At 34.1% G+C, this 21,416-nt stretch carries 22 protein-coding genes and 7 pseudogenes; 19 read left to right on the forward strand and 10 right to left on the reverse strand.

All coding sequences use genetic code 11. The features are described 5' to 3' along the window. Nucleotides 1–129: 129 nt before the first annotated feature. A pseudogene (locus tag ACFWDE_RS14300) lies at nt 130–401 on the reverse strand (hypothetical protein); the annotation flags it as partial. A gap of 178 nt (nt 402–579) precedes the next feature. On the opposite strand from ACFWDE_RS14300, the gene ACFWDE_RS14305 reads away from it, so the two are divergent. Next, nucleotides 580–1,278: a hypothetical protein gene (locus ACFWDE_RS14305; protein WP_377892974.1), complete on the forward strand. Its 699-nt coding sequence runs from the start codon at nt 580–582 to the stop codon at nt 1,276–1,278. A gap of 144 nt (nt 1,279–1,422) precedes the next feature. On the opposite strand, the pseudogene ACFWDE_RS14310 reads toward ACFWDE_RS14305, so the two are convergent. Next, nucleotides 1,423–1,797, reverse strand: a pseudogene (locus ACFWDE_RS14310) (hypothetical protein). Nucleotides 1,798–1,845: 48 nt separating this feature from the next. After that, on the reverse strand, nt 1,846–2,040 hold the full coding sequence (locus tag ACFWDE_RS14315) for a YolD-like family protein (RefSeq protein ID WP_377892976.1): 195 nt from the start codon (nt 2,038–2,040) through the stop codon (nt 1,846–1,848). A 140-nt stretch (nt 2,041–2,180) separates the two neighbouring features. On the opposite strand from ACFWDE_RS14315, the gene ACFWDE_RS14320 reads away from it, so the two are divergent. Both ACFWDE_RS14320 and ACFWDE_RS14325 read left to right on the forward strand, forming a co-directional pair. Then, nucleotides 2,181–2,462, forward strand: coding sequence for a gamma-type small acid-soluble spore protein (locus ACFWDE_RS14320; protein WP_002151834.1), 282 nt, complete (start codon nt 2,181–2,183; stop codon nt 2,460–2,462). Between the two features lie 651 nt (nt 2,463–3,113). Continuing rightward, nucleotides 3,114–3,419, forward strand: a complete 306-nt coding sequence (locus ACFWDE_RS14325; protein WP_377892978.1) for a hypothetical protein — start codon at nt 3,114–3,116, stop codon at nt 3,417–3,419. Nucleotides 3,420–3,553: 134 nt separating this feature from the next. On the opposite strand, the pseudogene ACFWDE_RS14330 reads toward ACFWDE_RS14325, so the two are convergent. Beyond that, nucleotides 3,554–3,685: pseudogene (locus ACFWDE_RS14330) on the reverse strand (DUF3956 family protein); the annotation flags it as partial. Nucleotides 3,686–4,048: 363 nt separating this feature from the next. Then, nucleotides 4,049–4,193, reverse strand: a pseudogene (locus ACFWDE_RS14335) (Y-family DNA polymerase); the annotation flags it as partial. Nucleotides 4,194–4,435: 242 nt separating this feature from the next. Between ACFWDE_RS14335 and ACFWDE_RS14340 the strand changes: the two are divergent. The 4 genes from ACFWDE_RS14340 (at nt 4,436) to ACFWDE_RS14355 (ending at nt 6,830) form a co-directional block, all read left to right on the forward strand. Then, the gene (locus ACFWDE_RS14340) at nt 4,436–5,071 is read left to right on the forward strand and encodes a DUF3967 domain-containing protein (RefSeq protein WP_377892980.1); all 636 of its coding nucleotides are present in this window, start codon (nt 4,436–4,438) and stop codon (nt 5,069–5,071) included. Nucleotides 5,072–5,516: 445 nt separating this feature from the next. Continuing rightward, nucleotides 5,517–5,750 (forward strand): hypothetical protein, encoded by a 234-nt coding sequence (locus ACFWDE_RS14345; protein ID WP_377893037.1) that lies wholly within the window; start codon nt 5,517–5,519, stop codon nt 5,748–5,750. Between the two features lie 448 nt (nt 5,751–6,198). Then, the gene (locus ACFWDE_RS14350) at nt 6,199–6,423 is read left to right on the forward strand and encodes a hypothetical protein (protein WP_000486589.1); all 225 of its coding nucleotides are present in this window, start codon (nt 6,199–6,201) and stop codon (nt 6,421–6,423) included. A 212-nt stretch (nt 6,424–6,635) separates the two neighbouring features. Continuing rightward, nucleotides 6,636–6,830: a hypothetical protein gene (locus ACFWDE_RS14355; protein WP_080017270.1), complete on the forward strand. Its 195-nt coding sequence runs from the start codon at nt 6,636–6,638 to the stop codon at nt 6,828–6,830. A 227-nt stretch (nt 6,831–7,057) separates the two neighbouring features. Here the strand turns inward: ACFWDE_RS14355 and ACFWDE_RS14360 are convergent. Continuing rightward, a pseudogene (locus ACFWDE_RS14360) lies at nt 7,058–7,282 on the reverse strand (IS4 family transposase); the annotation flags it as partial. Nucleotides 7,283–7,510: 228 nt separating this feature from the next. Here ACFWDE_RS14360 and ACFWDE_RS14365 point away from each other — a divergent pair. The 5 genes and pseudogenes from ACFWDE_RS14365 (at nt 7,511) to ACFWDE_RS14385 (ending at nt 11,418) form a co-directional block, all read left to right on the forward strand. Beyond that, the gene (locus ACFWDE_RS14365; RefSeq protein WP_377892982.1) at nt 7,511–7,708 is read left to right on the forward strand and encodes a helix-turn-helix transcriptional regulator; all 198 of its coding nucleotides are present in this window, start codon (nt 7,511–7,513) and stop codon (nt 7,706–7,708) included. Nucleotide 7,709: 1 nt separating this feature from the next. After that, nucleotides 7,710–8,183, forward strand: a complete 474-nt coding sequence (locus ACFWDE_RS14370; RefSeq protein ID WP_377892984.1) for a DUF6773 family protein — start codon at nt 7,710–7,712, stop codon at nt 8,181–8,183. Between the two features lie 479 nt (nt 8,184–8,662). Next, nucleotides 8,663–8,752 carry a Spo0E family sporulation regulatory protein-aspartic acid phosphatase gene (locus ACFWDE_RS14375; protein WP_377893039.1) on the forward strand — a complete coding sequence of 30 codons (90 nt, stop codon included), beginning with the start codon at nt 8,663–8,665 and terminating at the stop codon, nt 8,750–8,752. Between the two features lie 303 nt (nt 8,753–9,055). Beyond that, nucleotides 9,056–9,178, forward strand: a pseudogene (locus tag ACFWDE_RS14380) (IS6 family transposase); the annotation flags it as partial. Between the two features lie 626 nt (nt 9,179–9,804). Then, nucleotides 9,805–11,418, forward strand: coding sequence for an S-layer homology domain-containing protein (locus tag ACFWDE_RS14385; RefSeq protein WP_377893040.1), 1,614 nt, complete (start codon nt 9,805–9,807; stop codon nt 11,416–11,418). Between the two features lie 521 nt (nt 11,419–11,939). On the opposite strand, the gene ACFWDE_RS14390 is transcribed toward ACFWDE_RS14385, so the two are convergent. The 4 genes from ACFWDE_RS14390 to ACFWDE_RS14405 form a co-directional block, all read right to left on the reverse strand. Then, nucleotides 11,940–12,311 (reverse strand): cupredoxin domain-containing protein, encoded by a 372-nt coding sequence (locus ACFWDE_RS14390; protein ID WP_204209355.1) that lies wholly within the window; start codon nt 12,309–12,311, stop codon nt 11,940–11,942. A 159-nt stretch (nt 12,312–12,470) separates the two neighbouring features. Continuing rightward, nucleotides 12,471–13,730 carry a serine hydrolase domain-containing protein gene (locus ACFWDE_RS14395; RefSeq protein ID WP_377892985.1) on the reverse strand — a complete coding sequence of 420 codons (1,260 nt, stop codon included), beginning with the start codon at nt 13,728–13,730 and terminating at the stop codon, nt 12,471–12,473. Between the two features lie 99 nt (nt 13,731–13,829). Further along, on the reverse strand, nt 13,830–15,029 hold the full coding sequence (locus ACFWDE_RS14400; RefSeq protein WP_002146688.1) for an MFS transporter: 1,200 nt from the start codon (nt 15,027–15,029) through the stop codon (nt 13,830–13,832). Between the two features lie 15 nt (nt 15,030–15,044). Continuing rightward, nucleotides 15,045–15,464: a MarR family winged helix-turn-helix transcriptional regulator gene (locus ACFWDE_RS14405; RefSeq protein ID WP_377892987.1), complete on the reverse strand. Its 420-nt coding sequence runs from the start codon at nt 15,462–15,464 to the stop codon at nt 15,045–15,047. Nucleotides 15,465–15,652: 188 nt separating this feature from the next. Here ACFWDE_RS14405 and phaZ point away from each other — a divergent pair, with 188 nt between their 5' ends. From phaZ to ACFWDE_RS14440, 7 genes and pseudogenes are all read left to right on the forward strand, one after another. Further along, entirely contained in the window at nt 15,653–16,555 is a 903-nt protein-coding gene (gene phaZ, locus ACFWDE_RS14410; protein ID WP_377892988.1) for an intracellular short-chain-length polyhydroxyalkanoate depolymerase, read from the forward strand. Between the two features lie 60 nt (nt 16,556–16,615). Then, a complete protein-coding gene (locus ACFWDE_RS14415) occupies nt 16,616–16,816 on the forward strand; it encodes a hypothetical protein (protein ID WP_377892990.1) in 201 nt (66 codons plus the stop codon). 298 nt (nt 16,817–17,114) lie between these two features. Further along, nucleotides 17,115–18,311: an MFS transporter gene (locus ACFWDE_RS14420; protein ID WP_377892992.1), complete on the forward strand. Its 1,197-nt coding sequence runs from the start codon at nt 17,115–17,117 to the stop codon at nt 18,309–18,311. Further along, a complete protein-coding gene (locus ACFWDE_RS14425) occupies nt 18,295–18,495 on the forward strand; it encodes an NETI motif-containing protein (RefSeq protein ID WP_193659074.1) in 201 nt (66 codons plus the stop codon). Before ACFWDE_RS14420 ends, ACFWDE_RS14425 begins: the two co-directional genes overlap by 17 nt. A 185-nt stretch (nt 18,496–18,680) precedes the next feature. After that, nucleotides 18,681–18,972, forward strand: a pseudogene (locus tag ACFWDE_RS14430) (DUF817 family protein); the annotation flags it as partial. A gap of 294 nt (nt 18,973–19,266) precedes the next feature. Then, nucleotides 19,267–20,502, forward strand: coding sequence for a CapA family protein (locus ACFWDE_RS14435; RefSeq protein ID WP_377892994.1), 1,236 nt, complete (start codon nt 19,267–19,269; stop codon nt 20,500–20,502). A 48-nt stretch (nt 20,503–20,550) separates the two neighbouring features. Then, complete coding sequence (locus ACFWDE_RS14440; protein WP_377892996.1) at nt 20,551–21,282, forward strand: M15 family metallopeptidase; 732 nt, start codon at nt 20,551–20,553, stop codon at nt 21,280–21,282. The last annotated feature ends 134 nt before the right edge of the window (nt 21,283–21,416 follow it).

A 21,416-nucleotide genomic window follows, 5' to 3' on the forward strand; every position in this document is an offset into this window, starting at 1 on the left:
TGGCACCGATGGAAAGGTCGTTTTGTTTCCAAAACTGTTTTTCCTGATTACATAGTATGCAAGAATTTCAGTTTAGTTCCTAAATTATTCAATAAAAAACTAAAAATTTAATATATAACTTTTGGTTTTTTATTTCTGATCAAAGGAAAATATTTCGGTTTCAGCTCCTCTTAATGCTACTCCTATAAACGTGTTTCTGTACCTAGCTGTGGCGCTATGCGTGTAGGGAATCCTTCGTCAAATATTGGTTTTCCAAGACTTTCATGCATTCCATCCATTACTTTCGCTAAATTCATTTCTTGTTCTTACTGCGTTACGTTATCAAAAAGAGAAACTTGTTCCTCCCCTTCCTGGATTAAATTCGTTAGAGAAATGTGTATGCTGAAACTGGATGGGCCAGTCTATTTTTGACGTAAAAAAATAGAAAACTGTCTCATATTCGAAATTTGGTCCATTATTATCAAATTCTCCCTTTAGTAAGTCCCCCCAATTTAAACCCCATTTAAATTTAGACAAGTACCTAACTAACCTTGTTTACCATATATTACTTTCAAAAATAGAATTATAGGAGGAATTATCATGCTAATTAAAACATATAGCTCATATATAATTCCGTGTGGTCAATTTAGTAATTACTCTCCACAATATTTATCTAGATTCCCCCCTTTGTATCCATTATCTTATCCAGAGTGTCATTATGGTTATTATAGTAATTGGAATTACGAATACACTGGAACGTTAATACATGATATTCATAATTCTGAATTGGAACGAATGAGTTTGCTGAGCAGTGGATTAGAACATTTAGGGCATGAGATAGATCATACAATGCATCATCCTCCTGTGTGCCACGGTCATACTGGATACCTGACAAATAAGTTTGACTTAGAACTCAAAATTGAAAATGGCGGTTGGGTTACAGCTTGGGCAAATGACATTGCAGAAAAAGATGTATTACAGGGAGTATCCGTATTTAGTGCTAATCCAAGTGCCTTCTTGTACTGGATAAATAACTTAGTAAAGCGTACTATTTCATCATTACAAATTGATGAACAACACAAGTTCACGGCTGAGATGAGGAGAGTAGCTAATGAAATAGCTGCAGATGTTATTAGACGAGCAATTCAAGGGAAAAGTCCATTAGAAACCTTTAAACAATTTGATACATTTGACTTTAAAGCAGGGGCAATAAGATATTCTGGTAGAAATATGTTATGTGGTAATACAGTATCTACTACTTGGGGAATGAAGCCTTATATTGCTCTTAGAGTGCGCTAAATTTATAAGCCTGAAGATAAAAAAAGGGAGAATTGATTCTAACAGTGGAAGCAATGAATGTGTTTGTTCCTATAAACAATATAGAGAATTGATGTTTATATAACTGAAGAAAGAAGGGGCTCAAATTGAGTAACCCCTTCTTTTCTATTTGAATTCTACATGAAATTTAGTGTCAATGATTCCAAAAGCAACTTTACATGGGAACGGATTTTTTTCTGCTGAAGCAGCACGCATACAAGAAAGTGCTCAATATTCCAGTTCTAAAGGTAAGCGGTATACTTGAATACCACCATCATTGTTTTTTACAGATACGATCGGTGTATTTACCCTAGTTGTAGCGAAACCGTCAGTTGTTATCATTGCTACTGCATCATCAGTATGAAAACCGGCACTTAAAACTTCGTAAATCTTTCCATCTTTCTCATTGATAATCATAGGTATATTTAAATAGGGATAGTTATTTATATCATTATGAATAACTTTTCTTGCTGAATTCTTTCTTATCCGATTCCCTTGCATTTTATACACTCCTTTATAGCAATCCAAACGTGATTACTTAAATCTATTCTATTTTACGTCTATTATGTTAGAAAATTGTAATGTCATCTTATTATAAAAAGTATAGGTACATATGACAGCGCTATTTAGCGGATCAATATCAACAACAGTCATATAACTAGAGAGTAAATAACCGTCTTCATAATATGTAATTAATATTTCTTCTTTCCATTCATTTCTTAAAAGCATGTTTAGTTCAGTCATATCTCGTCCTATGTATATAATTTCATCTCTATAATATGTAGTCTGAATGAATATTGAAATAATATGCGGAAATTTAAAAATAAAATTAAGAATAGCTTTTAAATGGGTTGGTTACATTATTGATTGTGGAGGTGAGAAAGATGAACAAAAAACAACAAGGTTACAATAAGGCAACTTCTGGTGCTAGCATCCAAAGCACAAATGCTAGCTATGGTACAGAATTCGCAACTGAAACAAATGTACAAGCAGTAAAACAAGCGAATGCACAAGCAGAGGCAAAGAAAGCACAAGCTTCAGGTGCACAAAGCGCAAATGCTAGTTACGGTACAGAATTTGCAACTGAAACGGATGTGCATGCAGTGAAAAAACAAAATGCACAATCAGCTGCAAAAAAATCACAATCTTCTAGCTCTAATCAATAATGAAGGGAAAACACGTCTCTATCTTAAGAGAAGTGTTTTCTCAGGCTGTGGAGAAAGTCTTCTCTACAGCCTATTTTTGTGTCTGAACAAATACATAATGTATCACTAGCAACTTTAGATGATGAGTTTGCCACAGTTTTAAAAACTGAAGAATTGATTAAAAGTTGTAGTTAGTTGAAACAATACAATCTTAAGGTGTTTGTTTTAATAGTATATGATATACACAGCTAGGAATACTGTCTTACGCCCATCAAACTAAAACGAAAAAAAGCTATTTTTTTGTGGAATATACAGAAAGAATAGATTTTTTCATTTTAGGGGAATTTTGTTTTTTTAGCTTAATAGCGATGTGGTGCTATCCTATATCCATCAAGTTAAGGAAAATGTTATAAAAGTCCCTTCAGATTTTCTGAAGGGGCTTTTATAGATTTCTAGATAGATTGACTACTGATAAGTGTTGTTATGTTAACTTGATGGGCATGTATGGTAACCCCAATAGCAATTATCGTAGGTGCTGCCTTGATCTGGGTGACGTCTTGTTTGTTGTTAATGAAAATAGATAAAGAAGATAGACTAGTAAACAAGCTGTTTTCTACTTTTAAACATAGAATATAATAAATTCTATTTAATATGAGGGGGGAACTTATATTTATGAGAGATGATTGTCGTTTTGAGAACTTCAGAGATTTTGATGATCGTCGTTGTAGACGTGACCGTGACTGCGATTGTGATGAATGTCGTCGCAGACGTAACCGTGACTTCGATTTTGATGATCGTCGTTGTACACGTGACCGTGACTGCGATTGTGATGAATGTCGTCACAGATGTAACCGTGACCGTGACTTCGATTTTGATGATCGTCGTTGTAGACGTGATCTTGACTGCGATTGTGATGAATGTCGTCGCAGACGTAACCGTGATCGTGACTTCGATCGCGATGACCGTTGGGATTGGTAAATCCCTTTGGAAGAGTGCTTTGAGGAAAAGCACTTTTTTTTGTTCAAGAATTTTCTGGTCTTATTTGTTAAGGGAAGATAAGGATAAATAAAAAAAGAGAGCAGAAGCCCTCTTTTGGAATTGGAATTGGTTAATTAAGAGCAAACTGGAATTCCTAATGCTATTAAGGTCAATGCTACCTCAAGAGAAATCTCAAGTCTAGCAACTTCGATTCCAGCTACTGAGAGAACTAAAAAAGGTTGGCCATTTACGAATAGAACACAGTTTAAGTTTTATTGAACAATCAATTGAACTAACAGAAGTTGTAGCTGGAACATATTTTTCCGAAATACGACTAAAGTCAATTCCATTGCCATGTAAATGTAATACATCGTTTGGGATTTTGGAGCTTTTAATGATTGTTTTGTTTTTTGAGTTTTTGGGGATCGCGATGATTTTATTGGTTTTTGAACTTTCGAAAATACCGATAAGTCGATATGTGGGAGATAAGGTGAGCTTATATTAATGAAATCTTTCTTATGATGTGAATTCATATACGTTTCCTCACTTTTTGATAACATATAGTGTAGAATATGTTTTCTACACTATATATGCTTGTTTTTGACAAGGAATTTTAAAAAATGAGTCGTTGTCATATATTTCACGTTTAAATTGCATAGCGAATTCGTATGGATCTTGAGTGAATAAATGGATACTATCCGTAATGTCCATGAAAAATTCATCGATGCTGTATTGGTGGAAATCCTCAAAAGGAGCGTATTGTAAAGTTAATTTTTATAAGTCGTATATATACAATTTATGTGCAATGTTCTTCTAGTGTAAATACCATTAGGGAGGAACTGTGGTAGTAAAATATATGTTACCTATATCCGTAATATATATTATTTCGAATTGGTTATGTTACTATCATATATTCCGACAAAAGAAAGCAAAGACCGTGCGAGCTTCGTCGATGAATTTTAAGAGGTATTAGCCCTTTGATATGGAATTTTCCTTATAGGAGGTGGCATAGCGCTATGTCAGAAGCAGAGATAGTATATACCAGCAGTGAGGTCTATAGTCGTTTAGGAGTAAGTAGTAGCACACTTAGAAAGTATTCGGATGTTTTTGAACGTGAAGGATATGATGTGAGAAAGAATAGTCGAGGGAGAAGGGAATATACAGAGTTTGATGTTGTACTTATTGAACAGTTAGTAGAGTTGAGTAAGCAAGATGGTATGACTTTAGAAAAAGCTGCGAAAATGATTGCAAAGCAGTTTGGAATCCATAATAAGAAAGAGGAATCCCAGGGATCAGATCCAGTTCCTTATCAAATGCAGTATCAATTCCAACAACAATATAGCGCTATGATAGAAGAAATTAATAAGGTGCAGCAAGCAAACCTTTTAGAAATGGAAAAGAGGCTGGGTGATCGTATAGATCAAAAGAACAAATTAATTGAAGAGGATATTAAAGAAAGAAATAAATTAATAAAGGAAGATATGAAAGATCGCAAGGAACGTGAAGAAAGGATAAAAAAGAGGTTAGAGCTAAGAGATGATAATCTTATGAAGATGGTCAGAGAGATTCAAGATGCTAAACGTACTATTGTATCAGCCCAGGAAGAAATAGCGGCGGCAAAAAAGAAACCTTGGTGGAAGTTCTGGGTTTAAGTTTAAATCGATTGTTTTTTATAAAAGTATAACTTTATAAAAATATAAAATTATACTTTTATAAAGTGCAACTATACTGTAACCATTGAATTCCAAGATCTTATATCTTACGTTTAAAGTATTCATTCAATGGTATATCTGCTATATGTGATGTAATTGAAATAGGAAGTAAGGTGAATTTCACCAGTAGATAGGGGTGTTTTTATGGTGATGGACAAAAAAGAGGAAGCGTTAAAAAGAGCGAGAAAAATTCTTAATAATGAAAACTTATTTTAAGAGGAAAAAAGTGACGTGATAATCACACCTTTTTATCAGTGTTTATTTATAATTTCACATACCGTATTAGGAATAGAAGTAACACCTTATGAATGATTTACACTCTATTCCTAAAAATGCTAACTTTTTTAAAGGCAAAGTAATTAGAGGTTTATTGTTTAGATAAAACATATATTTAGAAACAAAATTGCTGAAAACTTTTAAAGAAGTAGATAATGTAGCAATAATTGAAAAGATTGAAGATAAAATTTTTGAAAAAGATAATATGAAAACCCATTTAGCGGAGATTACTATTAATGTTACAGGAAAGAATATCGGATATAGATCAGTTTCAGCTAGTATATTCATTGTTCTAGAAAGTTTATCAATAAAGCTATTCAATATTAATATTAGTATACTTTAAGCATCCAAAACGGGTGCTTTTTCTTTGTTATATAATTACACATTAAACCAGTGAACATTCTAATAAGACAAGCATACGATGGATCGTGATATCGTGGAGGAGTTATCATATGAGGTGAAACTTGGAGTGCCATACTTACTTGTTGAAGAGTACCTAATGGCGGGTACTCTTTTTATTGCACCTTTTGACAAGGACAAGAATATATTGAATTATGGGACAAGTTCTTCGTGTCTCATTCAATACTCATAGGAACCCCCCTTATCACATTAAGAGCATCCTGTGCCGTTGGTGCTCTTTTTTATTGAACAAAATGGACATTTGAATAGATAATGTCTTCCTTAAAATAACCTTAATTAAAACATAGTTTTGATAATATATGGAAAATAAATGGTACAATTTTCTGGTATAACCTAAATAAAATTTATTTTAGAAAAGGGGTAGAAGGGAAATGTTCCAGAAGTTCAAGTTTTATTTAATGAGCATTTTAATTAGTTCAATGTTAGGCGGAATTATTATAGGTGCTAATTTCTTGGTCCATAACATATATAATTTAGTTGCAGGTAAAGAATATCATTTTAATATGTGGTCTTCTATTATTATATTTAGTGTTGTATTTATTTCGGGTTTCTCGTACGCGCTGAAGAAGGGGCCAGATATATTTGTTAATGATTAAACCAATAGCAATTATCGTAGGCGCTGCCGTGATCTGGGTGGCGTCTTGTTTGTTGTTAAGGGATGATAATTGGTGAAATAGACTTGCAATTTGAAGAGTAACTACGAGTATTATTATTCTAAAATGCAAAATATAGACTAGTAAACAAGCTGTTTTTGTTTTTTAGCATAGAATATGATGAATCCTAGAGTTGAGAGGAGGTAATCATATTTATGGGATGTAATTGTAATTTCAGACATTGCAGAGATTGTAATAGATTTTGGGATGATTTAATGTTTTGCAGACGCAGACATAGAGATTGTGATGACCGTCGTTGTAGACGTGACCGTGACTGCGATTGTGATGAATGTCGTCGCAGACGTAATCATGATCGTGACTGTGATCGCGATAATCGTCGAGATTGGTAAAGTCCTTTGAATGAGTGCGTTTCTTTACAGCGCTCTTTTTTTTGTTTATGGGTTTTCTAAATTAATACTTATTAAATAAGAAGAATGTAGTTGCAATTCGATTTAAGGTCTAACAAAACAAACGAACACAGCGAACGAAAATAAAGGTACGCATTAGCTAGGAGGCCAATGCGTAAATAAGTGTATGAGCATGTCCACATACCTTATGGAATGGTAGCCTAGCTCTTTACTTCTGTTGATGCTTCTAAACAGATACATAACTGAGTTAAAGAGGTTTTAGCGACATTTTGGTTCATCCATACACATAAAGCGACTAAATCTTTTGCTTGGTATTTACTGGTTCGTTGCACAAAACCAACATCTCTAGCAAGAGTTTGTAAGATATTTGGGGATAAAAAGCTTTGAATTTCTTGAGCAAATAATTGTAATTCATCAGATACAGAAATAGACATACAAAAACGCCATCCTTTCCTATGATTCTACAGAAAGCATAGCGTATTTTTATATTTGTGAGATAGTTTTAGAGACAAAAATAATAGAAATGGAAAAAAAGAAAGGACAAACGCAATCTATATACGTCTTAATGCAAAATATATATTTCGTTAATATTGCTTATAATTTAATATATAGAATATAAGATGAAAAGTATAAAGATTATCTTTACAAACGGGGTGTATTTAATGTCAGTAAGCAAAATAAAAATTGCAAGAACAGAAAAGGGGCTAACTCAACAAGAATTAGCTGTGCTTGTAAATGTTACTCGACAAACCATTGGTCTTATTGAACTTAATAAATATAATCCATCTTTAAAGCTTTGCATTGATATAGCTAAATCACTCGATAAAACTTTAGATGAATTATTTTGGGAGGGAAAATAGAATGGAAAAACTAAAAAATTTGTTTTCACTCAGTACACATTCAGATGAAAGAATTCAGCAAATTGAAATGAAAATTTGGGCCCAATCTGGAATTGTGGTTTTATTGCTAGCCTTCATAGATTTAATAATAAGGGGCGTATACTTACAAAGACCGTTTCTAGAATGGGCTACAGCTCTTGGTATAATTATCTGTTATATGGTATTCTTCTTTATTAGATCCATTTTAGCTGGTGTTTACGAACTAGAAATCGATAACAAAGAAAAATTAAAACAAACATTAAAAGATAAATTATCTTATACCCTTATTTTATCTTTTACTGGTGTAGCCTACACTACATATAATAATCAATTACCTCAAGACATTGTTGGATGGATGTTAGTATGTTTAAAGTTCATTTTACTTGTTACTATCTTGTTTGGTATTCAATATTTTCTTACTAAATTAGTATGGAATAAATCCAATAAAATTCAATAAGTATAGAAAAAAAGCTTATCTTTTAGCACTTAATGATAAGTTTTTTTATTGTTTTCTCCATCTCTTTTTCGTTTTAGGGGGTATTTTGTTTTGATAGCTTGATAGCGATGTGGCGGGACCCCGTTTATAACTATGTGTTAGTTCTATTCTAGTATTAGGCTCAAAACGTATAAAAAGACACTACTTAAAGTGTCTTTTTATACGTTGACATGTTATTTAAGAAAATGTAGTGATTAATCAGATGCTTCTCGATTAATATTAGTATAACATCAATATAGAAGATTTTAAATGCAATTATACATATATCTTGATTTTTATATATTTATTAGTCTGCTCTAAAACTCAATTACTAAAATTTTCGGTTACCTTATTTTTGTATTTATACTATAATTTAACCGATAAATAGTATTAAAGGAGCTTTTAAAGATATGGAGATGGCAAATTGACATAAACTAATTGAAGAAAAGAAACAAGAACTAATTAAACTTGTAGAGAAGTATGGTTTTACTCATAAGCAAGTTTTGTATTTAAGTCAAGACATTGATATATTAATTAATAATTTTATATAAACAATAAATGCGAATGAAATTACAGTTTATATAGGGGTCTCACCACATGCCCATCAAGCTAAAATTTCGTTTTGGGGTAATTCTGAATTCTTAAGTTGATGGGCATGTATAGTGACCCCTATTACAAAAAAATAAGTAACAATTAATAATCCAATAATCCCACTTATGTAAAAAAAATCCTTTCAGGTTTCCTGGAAGGATTTTTTTTTACACTACACACAAAAAATGAGCTGAATTGTAGATAGGTAAAAATTTTCGTTTAGGGGGGACTTCATAACCTTAGCTTGATAGCGATGTGGCGGTACCCCTATTCTTGCAGGAGTAGAAGCCATGCATATGATAAAAAAAGAACAGATTGATTTACAGAATCAGTCTGTTCAAAATCAAAAACAATTCATTCATCAATTATTTGGATTAACAGCATAAAAAGGATTCCACTAGGAATCCCCATTGTTATTTGGAACGTATCTTTTATTTGCACCAAAACCTCCTTTTTAGATGAAGTTACTTTTTATTTGTTTATGAACTACTTTATTATAAATACAAAATTATTTAGTTTATGTAATAATTATTTACTATATTATTAACTTACTTATCTTACAAAAATGTAAGGTTTTTTTGATTGACACTCGTATATACAAGTAACTATACTTGTTACACAATGTTGTTAAATATATTAAATAGTTTCTTACAATAAGTGTATGACCGTGGATTCTTTTCGAAACAATAGTTTAATTTAGTAAACTATTATTTTTTTGCAATATAGTAACAATACCAACTCAATGTATTACCCTTTAAACTAGGTCATATTTCTTAGAACTTAACTACTCAAATAACATATCTACCAACTTGCAATAAATTTTTAGATTTCAGAATTACCCCAAAACGAAATTTCAGCTTGATGGGCATGTGGTGGGACCCCCATATGAAATGAAAAATCAAGCCGTTATTTTTTGGGTTCAGGCTACCAGTATTTAAACTATTATTCACACTAAAAGAAGTACAAGGAGGAAGGTGTATCTATTAAAATAGTGAGATATACCAAATTAGAAATGAATATTAAATTTAATAAAAAAGTAGTAGCATTCACGGCAGGATTAACGGTATTATCTTCACCATTGGTATCGTTCGCAGAGGAACAACAATCAGTAAACAATAAGCATCCTACAAGCGTTCAAGAACAAGGTAAAACAGACCAACTTCAAACAACAGATGAACAGGCTTTAAAAAGTATTGAAGCTAGTTTTGAAGAGGTAGACGGACGTGGTGGAGGTACTGTCGACAATAAGAAAGTAGACAGTCTTCAACGTTCAGAAGGCATTCATGAAGAAACAGGTACATTAACTGTTCCTAGCAATTCAAACAGAACAAAACGTAGTCTGTCTTCCGCATCACCTAGCACCTCTAGTACAATAAACGGTGTTCCATTCACTGAATGGATTGTTCCAGTAGGTAACGATAATATTCGTCCTCAAAACTACATGAGTCCAAAGTACATTACAATTCATGAGACTGATAATACAAGTGTAGGAGCAGGTGCTAGAAACCACGCTCAATACCTATATAACCAAGCAGTAGGGAATACAGACCGAGCTGCATCATGGCATTTTACAGTAGATGATAAAGAGATTTATCAACACCTACCATTAAACGAGAACGGATGGCACGCTGGAGACGGTGATGGTTCAGGTAATAGGGAATCCATTGCAATTGAAATTGCAGTTAACAGGGATGGTGACTACAATAAGGCAGTAGATAACGCTAAGAAACTTGTAGCGTATTTAATGAAAGAAACGGGTGTACCATTAAATAACATCGTAAAACACCAAAGATGGAGTGGTAAAAACTGTCCTGCTATTATGATAAACAATGGACAATGGGTTCCATTCATAAATGGTGTTGAAGGTTATTATAATAAATTTAATCAACCAACAGACGATATAACAGGAGGTTGGTATGAGTCAGCTATTCGTGATTTGAATAGAAGAGGTATTATGGTAGGAGAAGGAAACGGGGTTTTCGCACCTAATAGAGCGATAACAAGAGCCGAATTTGCTCAATTAATCTCTAAATCTCTAAACTTGCCAGCTGGAGATACTTCATTTAAAGACATAAACGATGCAAACTCAACTTTACGAGAGGGTATTAAACGTACTGCAAGTGCAGGTATCATTGTAGGTAGAGGTGACGGTTATTTTGACCCAAACACACCTATTACAAGAGAAGAATCAGCAATTATTGTAAACAAGGCTTTACAGTATAAAGGTATACGGGGGCCAGTTGCAAACTTACCATTCTCAGACAAAGACCAAATTAGCTATAAAGAAGACGTACAAAGATTGTATGGCTTAGGTATTGTAAAAGGTAAGGGTGACAATCAATACGACCCTAAAGGAACAACAACTCGTGGTGAAACAGCAACATTCATTCTAAACATGCTTCAAGTAATTGAAAATGGTAGTGTTCAAAATGTAATTGGAACGGCTCAAATCAATGGTATTGGGGTAAATGTTCGAAGCGGATCAGGTACAAACTATTCTATTGTTAGAAAGACAAGTAAAGGCGAACAAGTTACAGTATATGAAGAAAAGAACGGCTGGCTAAAAATTGGAACAGGTCAGTGGATTTATTATGACTCTAGTTATATCGACTATAACAGATTATAAAAAACTAATTAGTTAAAAGAACAGGTCATATTTGGATATATAACTTGTTCTCAGGTTGTGAGGAAGACTTTCTTCACAGCCTGTTTTTGTGTCTGGCCCCTTTTTTACCTGCCAATACTGATAAAAAGTGGCAAAGGAGAGATTCATTATGATGGATGCATCGAAAAATCACCGTGATCAGCGTGTATACAATTTAAAAACTAATGTTTTTCTAATAATTAAGTAGGGGTCACCATACATGCCCATCCAACTCATATTTTGAAATACCCCAAAACGAAAAAATGAGCTTTTTTGTTACAAGTTAGCACAAAATTTCGTTCTGGGGGTACTTCAAAACCTTAGCTTGATGGCGATGGGGTAGTACCAACAAAACACAAATTTCGTACGCTATGACAACTTAAAGATTTTATGCTACCCGTAAAAAAATGATTAGTGAGAGCTCATAATCCGTGGGGGAGGGACACCCCCGCGAATTTAAGTTTCACTTTATAAAAAAAGTAAGGATCGACCGGTACCGCTCGTTATTTGACTATTACTTTCCCATCCATTCCTTTCAAGTAGTGGAACCTACATATTAGTTCATATGTACCGGGAGTTTCAGGTTTTACGGTAATTGTTATTTCTTTTCCTGACGGGACTTCGGCGTCAATTCCGAGTTTTTTCACCGTAAAGGTATGTTCTCTATTCCCTTTGTTTTTCAATAGCAACGTTGTCGTTTTCCCAACCGGAACTGTGATGATACTCGGATTAAAGTAATCATCATTCAATTCAACCTCAATAGGCTGTCTCACAGCGTCGGATTCGGCAAATACACGGAGTGAACCTAAAGTAGTCATCACTACAATCATCGCAAGTGAAATGATTAATCCAGTTAATAGCTTTTTCACAGACATTCGTAATCCCTCCTTTCCTAAGCACTAGTGTTTTCAAATTACTAAAATATTATCAATATAAATGGGGTTTAGGCGTGGTTCAAATAGTAATTCTTTCGGCAACTCCTACTAACTAAGTACTAACTGGAATAGGATTTGGGTAAATAAAAAAAGCCTCCACTACTGTGGAAGCTTCTCCAAATGATGTGCAATATCAATATACATATCGGAATAAACCGAATGGATTTCATTACTAGGCGCAGCGTTAGAAGAGAAGTGGACGATTACCATATTTGCTGTCGGATCGATGTAAAGCGTTTGTCCGTAACTGCCTAACACTTCGAAAGCGCCTTGTTCATTATGCGGAATCCACCATTGATTATGATAAGAAATTGAAGCGCCGCTGCCAATTGCGAGCTCGTCTTCTTGTACATTTTTTACACTTTCTGTAATAGAAGAAGGGACGATTTGTTCTCCATTATATTGACCATTATTTAAAAGTAATTGCCCGAATCTCGCCATATCCCTAGCAGTTGCATTTAAACCAGCACTTGCTTGTTCTACTTTTTTTTCATCTGTAACGTAATAAGCGTCTTCTTCCATACCAATTTGAGACCAAATTCTCTCGCTTACATTTTCAGCTAATGATTTGTCAGTGATTGTTCGGATAATCCAAGCGAGTGTTTCACTTGAGCCATTATTGTAAGAAAAAGCGGAACCAGGCGGTGCAGTTTCTTCGGCTTCTAGTAACATATCATAAATTTTCATAGGCCCCTCGTAATTTTTACCTCGGGGCAAGATATTACTAGCTAAATATAGTTGTGCATCTTGATTTTCTAGTCCTAGCTGCATATATCCGTGAGTAGGGTATTCAGCGGAAACTTGCATGTCCAGTAATTGCTGAAGTGTTGCTTTACCAAACGGTGTATTTTTTAATTCTTTTATGTAAGTGTCAGCTGTTTTCTCTACATCAATAAGATTTTCTTCAGCGAGAGATTGTATGATTGCACCAGTAAACACCTTTGCTAATGATGCCATTCCATGAGGATCACTCTCGTTATATCCATTGAAATATCGCTCATAAACAAGTTGGCCATTATGTACAACGACAAAAGCGTCTGTTTTGTTTTCGTCTAAAAGTTTTTTTAGAGGAGTTGTATTTCCAAATCCACGTTGGACAGCAAAATCGTCTAAGTTTTGTAACGCGGTAGGGAAGGGAGCAACTTGGTCAGGATTGTTTTTTACTTCATTAATTAAAGTGAATTCTTTCATATGTGTATACGACCAGCGTAAGTAAGGATCGTCTAACCAGTTTTCTTTTGTGACATTATCTTTAGTGGGGGTCGTTTTATTATTTTTAAAAAAAGTAAACCCAAGTCCTGTAACTACGAATAGTAATACTAGTAACAGTAATAGCAGGGGAGATTTCTTTACATTCATGTATGTACCTCCTTTAGTTTCTATTATAAGTATACGCTCGTCTTGAAAGAAATACAAAATAAGGAAAGTAAACGGGTAAGTTTACTTTCCTTATGAACGTTAAGCAGATATTTGTCTGTCTGTACTTTGTTTCTTGAATTTTTGTTTTCGTCCGTGTAATACATAATAAAGTAATAAAGTGAACGCAACGATAATAGCTGCGATAAAATACATATTATGATAACTTGATTTGGCAGCGACTATACCTAAAATGAAAGAACCAAAGCCAATGCCGCTATCAAAGAACGAGAAGTAAGTAGCTGTCGCAGAACCACGTCGATGGTTTGGAGCGGCAGAAATTGCAATCGTTTGGAAACTTGGAATTAATGTCCCGTATCCTAAACCGATTAACATACCTGAGCCAAGGAACCAAAATGAAGTTTGCGCTTGGCTTAAAATGAACATCCCAATTGTGAAAATAATGATAGCTGGATAAATAAGTACATTTTCACCGAAACGATCAAATATTTTTCCTGTAAATGGACGAGAAATTACAACAACAAGTGCGTATAAAATAAAGAAGTAACTTGCAATTTCGCTTAAACCGAGTTCTTTCGCATAAATAGGAATAAAGGATAAAATGCCACTATAAGAAAAGGCTAAAACAAATCCTGTAAGAGCGATTGGAATAGAAGATGGTTCAATTAAGTCTTTCCATTTCATTTTTTCTCGTTTTTGTTTACTTACTGGTTTTTCATGTGGAATATCGACTAGTAATCCTAATAAAAATGCGAGTAATGAAAATACTGAACAAACGATAAATAGTACAGTAAATGAAAAATGGGAAATAATTGTTAAACCTAAAAAAGGACCAATTACCATCGGTAGACTCATAAATACGCCGTAATAAGCAAGTGCTTCACCGCGTCTATGAGCTGGTGCTACATCAGTTACAATTGTTCCAGTTGCTGTTGTTGCCATTCCGAATCCAATACCATGTAAGAAGCGAAGGGCAAGTAATAAAAATAAACTTTGCGTACCGAAATACATAACAGTAGCGGCTAAAAATAGTGAAAGTGAAATAAATAATATTTTCTTTCTTCCTAAATCATCGAGCCATTTTCCTGTGAATGGTCTACATAAAACAGATGAAATAAGAAAAACAGTTGCAACTAAACCAATTTCCTCAGGTTTTCCTTTTAGGCTGTCTATAACATAGACAGGCAGAGTAGTCATAAGCATGTAAAATGTTAAAAAGAGAAACAGACTACTAAAACAAGTTCCGAGGAAATCCTTCGTCCAAAGTTTTTCACTTTGCATCGTCATCCCTCCATATTAATGATCTAAATTTTTGATAATTTGTTGTAACAATTGAAAAGCCGCATGTAAGTCTTCTTCTTTAATACCTTCTAGCGTCTTTTCTTCAAAAGAATCAACTTCTTCTTGCCATACTGGAATCATTTCTATTGCTGTTTCCGATAAGGAAATGAGCTTCTCACGGCGATCTTTTCCTTCCGTACGAATAATCCAGCCCATCGTTTCCATACGTGTTAACGTACGAGTCATCGTTGGTGATTCAACATTTAAATACTGACATAATTCTGTTTGGGTACAAGATCCACTTTGATTAATGCGGAAAATAACAGCCCATTGCGCACTAAATAATCCTGTTGGAGATACACGTTCATTAAATCTCTTCGTAAACTTACGAGAAGTTTGACTGACAATGTGGAAAAAATGTTGTTTTTCGTCCATGTATTTGGATCCTTTCAAATTAGTTACCTAGCTAACTATATACCTTTTTATTTTAATTGTCTAGTAATAGACATGTTGTTTTATGTGGAAATTTCGTATAGATTTTGTATTGAGAACGTATATTCTACATGATATTCTTTAATTAAGTAAAGAATTTTCTTTCTATTAAAAGAATGGGGGAACTTGTAATGATTAAGCCTGCAACAATGGAGTTTGTTTCACTAGCGAACGGAGAAACGATTGCATATCAAGAAGTTGGAAGGCAAAATGAAGAAATGCTCGTACTCATTCATGGGAATATGACATCGTCACAACACTTTGATTTAGTTATTGAGAAACTACAAAAGCAATATCATATTTACGCAATTGATTTAAGAGGATTTGGACAATCAACGTATAATAAGCCGATTGATTCTTTACAAGACTTTGCAGAAGATGTGAAACTTTTTATAGATAAATTAAATTTGAAGAAATTTTCATTAATGGGATGGTCAATGGGCGGCGGTGTTGCGATGGAGTTTACAGCGAGCCATCCAACTTTTGTAGAAAAGCTAATATTAGTAGAATCGGTAGGGATGAAAGGATACCCGATATTTAAAAAAGATATTAACGGGCAACCAATCGTATCGAGTTTATTAAAAACGAAAGAAGAAATTGCACAAGACCCAGTGCAAATTGCACCCGTACTAGATGCAATAAAAAATATGAATAAATTATATTACCGTACAGTATGGAATCTATTAATATATACACATAATCAACCTGAACCGGATCGTTATGAAAAGTATTTAGATGATATGTTAACGCAGCGCAATTTCGTTGATGTGAACTATTCATTAGTTACATTTAATATTTCAGATGAACATAATGGTGTTGTACGAGGAAATGGACATATTCACCGTATTCAAGCTCCGACACTCGTCATACAAGGTGACCGCGATTATGTCGTACCACAAGTAGTTGGCGAGGAATTAGCGAAACATTTGCCAAATGCGGAGTTGAAGGTGTTAGAAGATTGCGGGCATTCGCCGTTTATTGATTGTTTAGATGTGTTTATACAGCATGTAGAGGATTGGTTAGACAATAAATAATTCTCGAAATATAAAACTTGCATATACTATAGCATTTGTATGTATAAGGGGAGAGAGTCAATGCATAATCCATTTTTAATATATCATTCTCCATATAATCATCACCAATATATAAAATTTATTATTGATCCGATGTATATGCAAGTTTCGCCAGTTGCAGTTCCTTTGCAAGTGCAGCAGTCAACAATAGCTCATTCACATCAATGCTTATATGGGCCTTCATTTTATCCCGCATTAACGGGCAGTAAGACTCCCACCTGAAAAATTTTGGTGTAAAGCAAAGGAGTTAGGCGGGAGATCAACTGCCCGTAAAAGCCCGATTGGTGTGGGCTAATAATCAGTGGGGGATGGAGAAACTCCCCACTGATTAAAGTTTCACTTTATGAAAATCCATATTTTAAGCACTTTCATTACCATGTGAAAGCACAAGTTTGGGAAGGATAAGAAGCTAAAAAGTATATTCTTTTTAGCTTCTTTTTTTATTGGTAATATTCGTACACGCATGTAAAGAAACAGTTTATAATGAAAGTTGGAAAGCGTGAGAAGGAGAGGGAAAAGGATGTCGATGCGTTTTACTTTTTGGATTATGGTTGGGATTGTGGCAATTTCAGGTTTGTCACAAGGCATGCTCTTACCGACCATTGCAATGATTTTTGAACAAGAAGGGGTTAGTTCAAGTATTAACGGTATTCATGCGACGGCATTATACATCGGGATATTATTTATTTCACCGTTTCTTGAAAAACCGATGCAAAAGTTTGGAATGAAACCAATTATCGTAATTGGTGGGTTTCTCGTTATTATTTCATTATTCTTTTTTACACAAACATTTTCATTCTGGGTATGGTTTATTCTTAGATTTCTAGTTGGAGTCGGAGATCATATGCTCCATGTAGGAACGCAAACGTGGATTACGACAACGTCAGATCCTAGTAAAATAGGTAGACAAGTATCTATATACGGTGTATTCTTCGGAATTGGTTTCGCAGTTGGCCCGTATTTAGCAAGCACTGTTCAGTACGGTCTTGCAACACCATTTATCGTATCTACTATACTTTGCTTAATAGGGTGGCTTTTACTACTACCAACGAAAAATGCATTTCCAGCACAAGATGAGGCGAAAACTGAAAGTGAATCATCCTTTTCTCGTTATAAACAAGTCGTTGGATTAGCGTGGATTGCGTTAATTGGTCCGCTTGCATACGGTGTACTTGAAGCGATGTTAAATAGTAATTTGCCAGTATACGCACTTCGCAAAGGATGGTCTGTAGCGGAAGTTTCCTTCTTATTACCAGCATTCGCAGTTGGAGGTATTATTACACAAATCCCGCTCGGTATGTTAAGTGATAAATACGGAAGAGATCGTATTTTAACGTGGATGTTCAGCGTAAGTACTGGCATTTTCCTACTTGCAGCAGTATTTGATCAATATTACTGGATCGTATTTGCCTGTATGCTTATAGCGGGTATGGTCATTGGCTCGTGCTTCTCATTAGGTCTTGGATTCATGACAGATTTATTACCGAGACACTTACTACCAGCAGGTAATATATTATCCGGAATCGCCTTTAGTATAGGAAGTATTATGGGACCTGTATTAGGAGGCGTATTTATAGAAAAAATACAGTATACAAGCTTTTTTATTGCGGTTATGATTATAATGGGTATTCTCGCACTGGTATATATTATTCACATGAAAAATCAATTTGCATCAAGAAAAATAGAAAGTAGGTTAGGGCATGACAAAACAACCTAATAAGAAGAAATTTGAAGTACTAGAAAACGAATCAATTACAGACTGCTTAGCACGTATGGAGCAAGAAGGATACGCACCGTCTCGTCGCATGGAAGAGCCAATCTTTCATGAAGTGAAGAAAGACGGGAAAACAGAAGTTGAACCGTGTGGTAGGAAAATTGTTTTTGAGGGGAAATTGAAATAATCAAATAACAGATTTTCTTTTTGATACAGAACAAGCCATCCAATTCATCCTTTATGAATTGGATGGCTTGTTTTTTTACAATTGATCAGTGAAGGAAAATATATTTTCTGGGAAGAACGAAAAGACATGCCCAATTCTCCTAGATCCTGTTTTCTAGAGTGTAGCTTCATGTAGAAAACTTTGCAACAGAGCCTTTATTTATTGTTTTTGCTAAAACTTATGTACAATTCACAGTGCGAAACAACACATATAAAATGCCACTTCCTTTTTCATTTCTCCTAATTGGCTTCTTTATATGGAGCGCAGAAAATATTGCTACTTTTTTCGTATATTGGTAAAATAAGTTCTTGGGTCTTACTTGTTGTTATCAGTATAATGATTGTCGCTCAACTTAAAGAAATTAGTTACAAAGATTTCGCAATATCTAAAGGGGGTACGGCAACGATTCCCTCTTTTTGGAGCCACTCACAAACGTAAAACAAGAGAGGAGGCTTCTCCTCTCTTGTTTAGATTAACCAGCTACTACAATTGGAACAGGTATATCAAATTCAGTATCTGGAGGATGTTGATTAGAATCTAGTCATAATGTTTTTCTAGCAATCTATCAATTCTGATGGAATCGATAGATTGTTAGAAGGTGGAAAACGATTTTCAGCATATTCCGAAGCAGATGTAATCCTTCCATAATTAAGTGTAAAAACCACAATACACTGTTTTAAAAAATTATTTGTTAGAACTGGTTATAAGTAATAAAACAGAAAAGAGGATCACATGTTAGATAATTTACAGAGAAGTAAAAAGTTTTTTTTATTATGTCTTATTTTTTTAGTGCTTTTAACCGCTTGCGGTAATACAGATGTTAAGACATCTAAAGCTTCAGTAGCACCTGCTCAATCAAATACAGATAAATTATTAAAAGCACCAAATTGGGTAGATAAAAGTCCTATTCAACAGTCTCCTAATTTTAGTGAAGATAAAAAAGTAAAATCGGTTGTGAATTTAATGGCAACGGGTGATAATTTATATCATGACGCAGTAATTAAAGATGGCAAACAAAAAGACGGTTCATATGATTATCACTATATTTATGAAAATATAAAAAAAGCTGTTCAATCAAGTGATCTTGCTATAGTGAATCAGGAGACTCCAATTGCAGGAAATAATCTAAAAGTACAGGGATATCCAACTTTCAATACACCTGAAGAAGTAGGTCAATCTTTAGTGGACACTGGATTCAATATAGTGACGCAAGCGACAAATCATGCTATGGATATGGGTATTAAAGGTGTTATGAATACAAGAGAATACTGGAAGAAATATCCGGATGTTATCCCGTTAGGCATTAATGAGAGTCAAAATGAACGCAATGAAATAAAAACGATTACAAAAAATGGTATTCGTTTTGCGCTACTTAATTATACATACGGTACGAATGGAATTAAAGTTGCAGCAGATAAGTCTTGGGCATTAAATTTAATTGATAAAAAGGCGATCCAAAATGATGTGGAAAAGGCAAAGAATAGCTCTGATATGGTGATTGTTATGGTGCATTGGGGAGTAGAATATACCACTACACCTTCAAAGCAACAAAAAGAAGTTGCTCAATATTTAACAGATTTAGGTGTAGATGTAGTAATTGGAAATCATCCACATGTAATTCAACCAATTGAGTGGAAACAAAATAAAGATGGACATGAAACGCTAATCTATTATTCTCTTGGAAATCTTATTTCTGCTCAAGAAAAATTAGAAACATTGGTTGGAGGACTATCTTATATACAATTCGTCAAGTATGAAGATAAAACTTTTGGTATACGACAAGCGGCACTCGTACCGACAGTAACCGACTATGCTGATGGTAAGAAACAATTTAAAATTCAATTTTTAAAAGATTATTCGGATGAAGATTCTAAAAATCATGGGATTAAAAAATTTGTCGGCCCCGTTTCTTTGAAGGATTTCAAGGAGATTCCTAGAGATGTGTTGGGAAATTGGTATAAAGACTAATAAACAAAAAGGGAATGAGAGATAATTAAAAAATTTATAATTTTAGCATTGGTATTGGCAATGGGATGGAGCCTTGCTGCTTGTAGTGGAAAGCAAACATCTCAGGAAACTACTAATAATAACGATAAAAATAAAAATGAGATAAATGCGAATAAAAAAGATGTTTTACCTATCTCTGATCTTAATGATTGGAGAATTATCCTTGTAAATAGAGAGCATATGTTATCAAAGGAACTAGGAATTGAATTAACAAGTATCACTCAAAATGCTAAGCCAAATATGAAAATCGATAGCAGAATTGCAACTTCCTATCAGGATATGGTAACAGCTGCAAAAAAAGAGGGAATCAACCTTTATTTAAGATCAGGCTATCGAGCTATAAAATTACAACAAACTTATTATGATGCTTCAGTTAAAAGCTATAAATCTCAAGGTTTGTCGGATAAAGAGGCTAGTGCTAAGGCATTGGAATATCTTCAATATCCTGGTGCAAGTGAACATCACACTGGATTAGCGTTAGACATTATTTCAGTTGAATGGCAGAATACGGTGGAAGATTTAAATGCAAAATTTGATACTACCGATGCATTCAAATGGTTAGATAAGAATGCTGCAGAGTATGGGTTTACTCTCCGCTATCCAAAAGATAAAGAGAATATTACTGGCATAAAGTATGAGCCATGGCACTATCGTTATGTTGGAAAAGAAGTTGCTATTTATCTAAAAGAAAATGGGTTAACTTTAGAAGAGTATTGCGAAAAAATTAAGCCTGGCAAGTAAAAATACAATTTGATTCTATTAAAAAGCCAGTGGACATTATTCCCTTCCTCAAAGGAAATAAATTATGCACTGCTACGGGAAAAGGCGGATCTGGAGGATGTGTTAACATTCCTCCTAGTATTGTAAAAACTGTG

The organism is Bacillus sp. NPDC060175, assembly GCF_042728695.1.
Lineage (GTDB): Bacteria > Bacillota > Bacilli > Bacillales > Bacillaceae_G > Bacillus_A.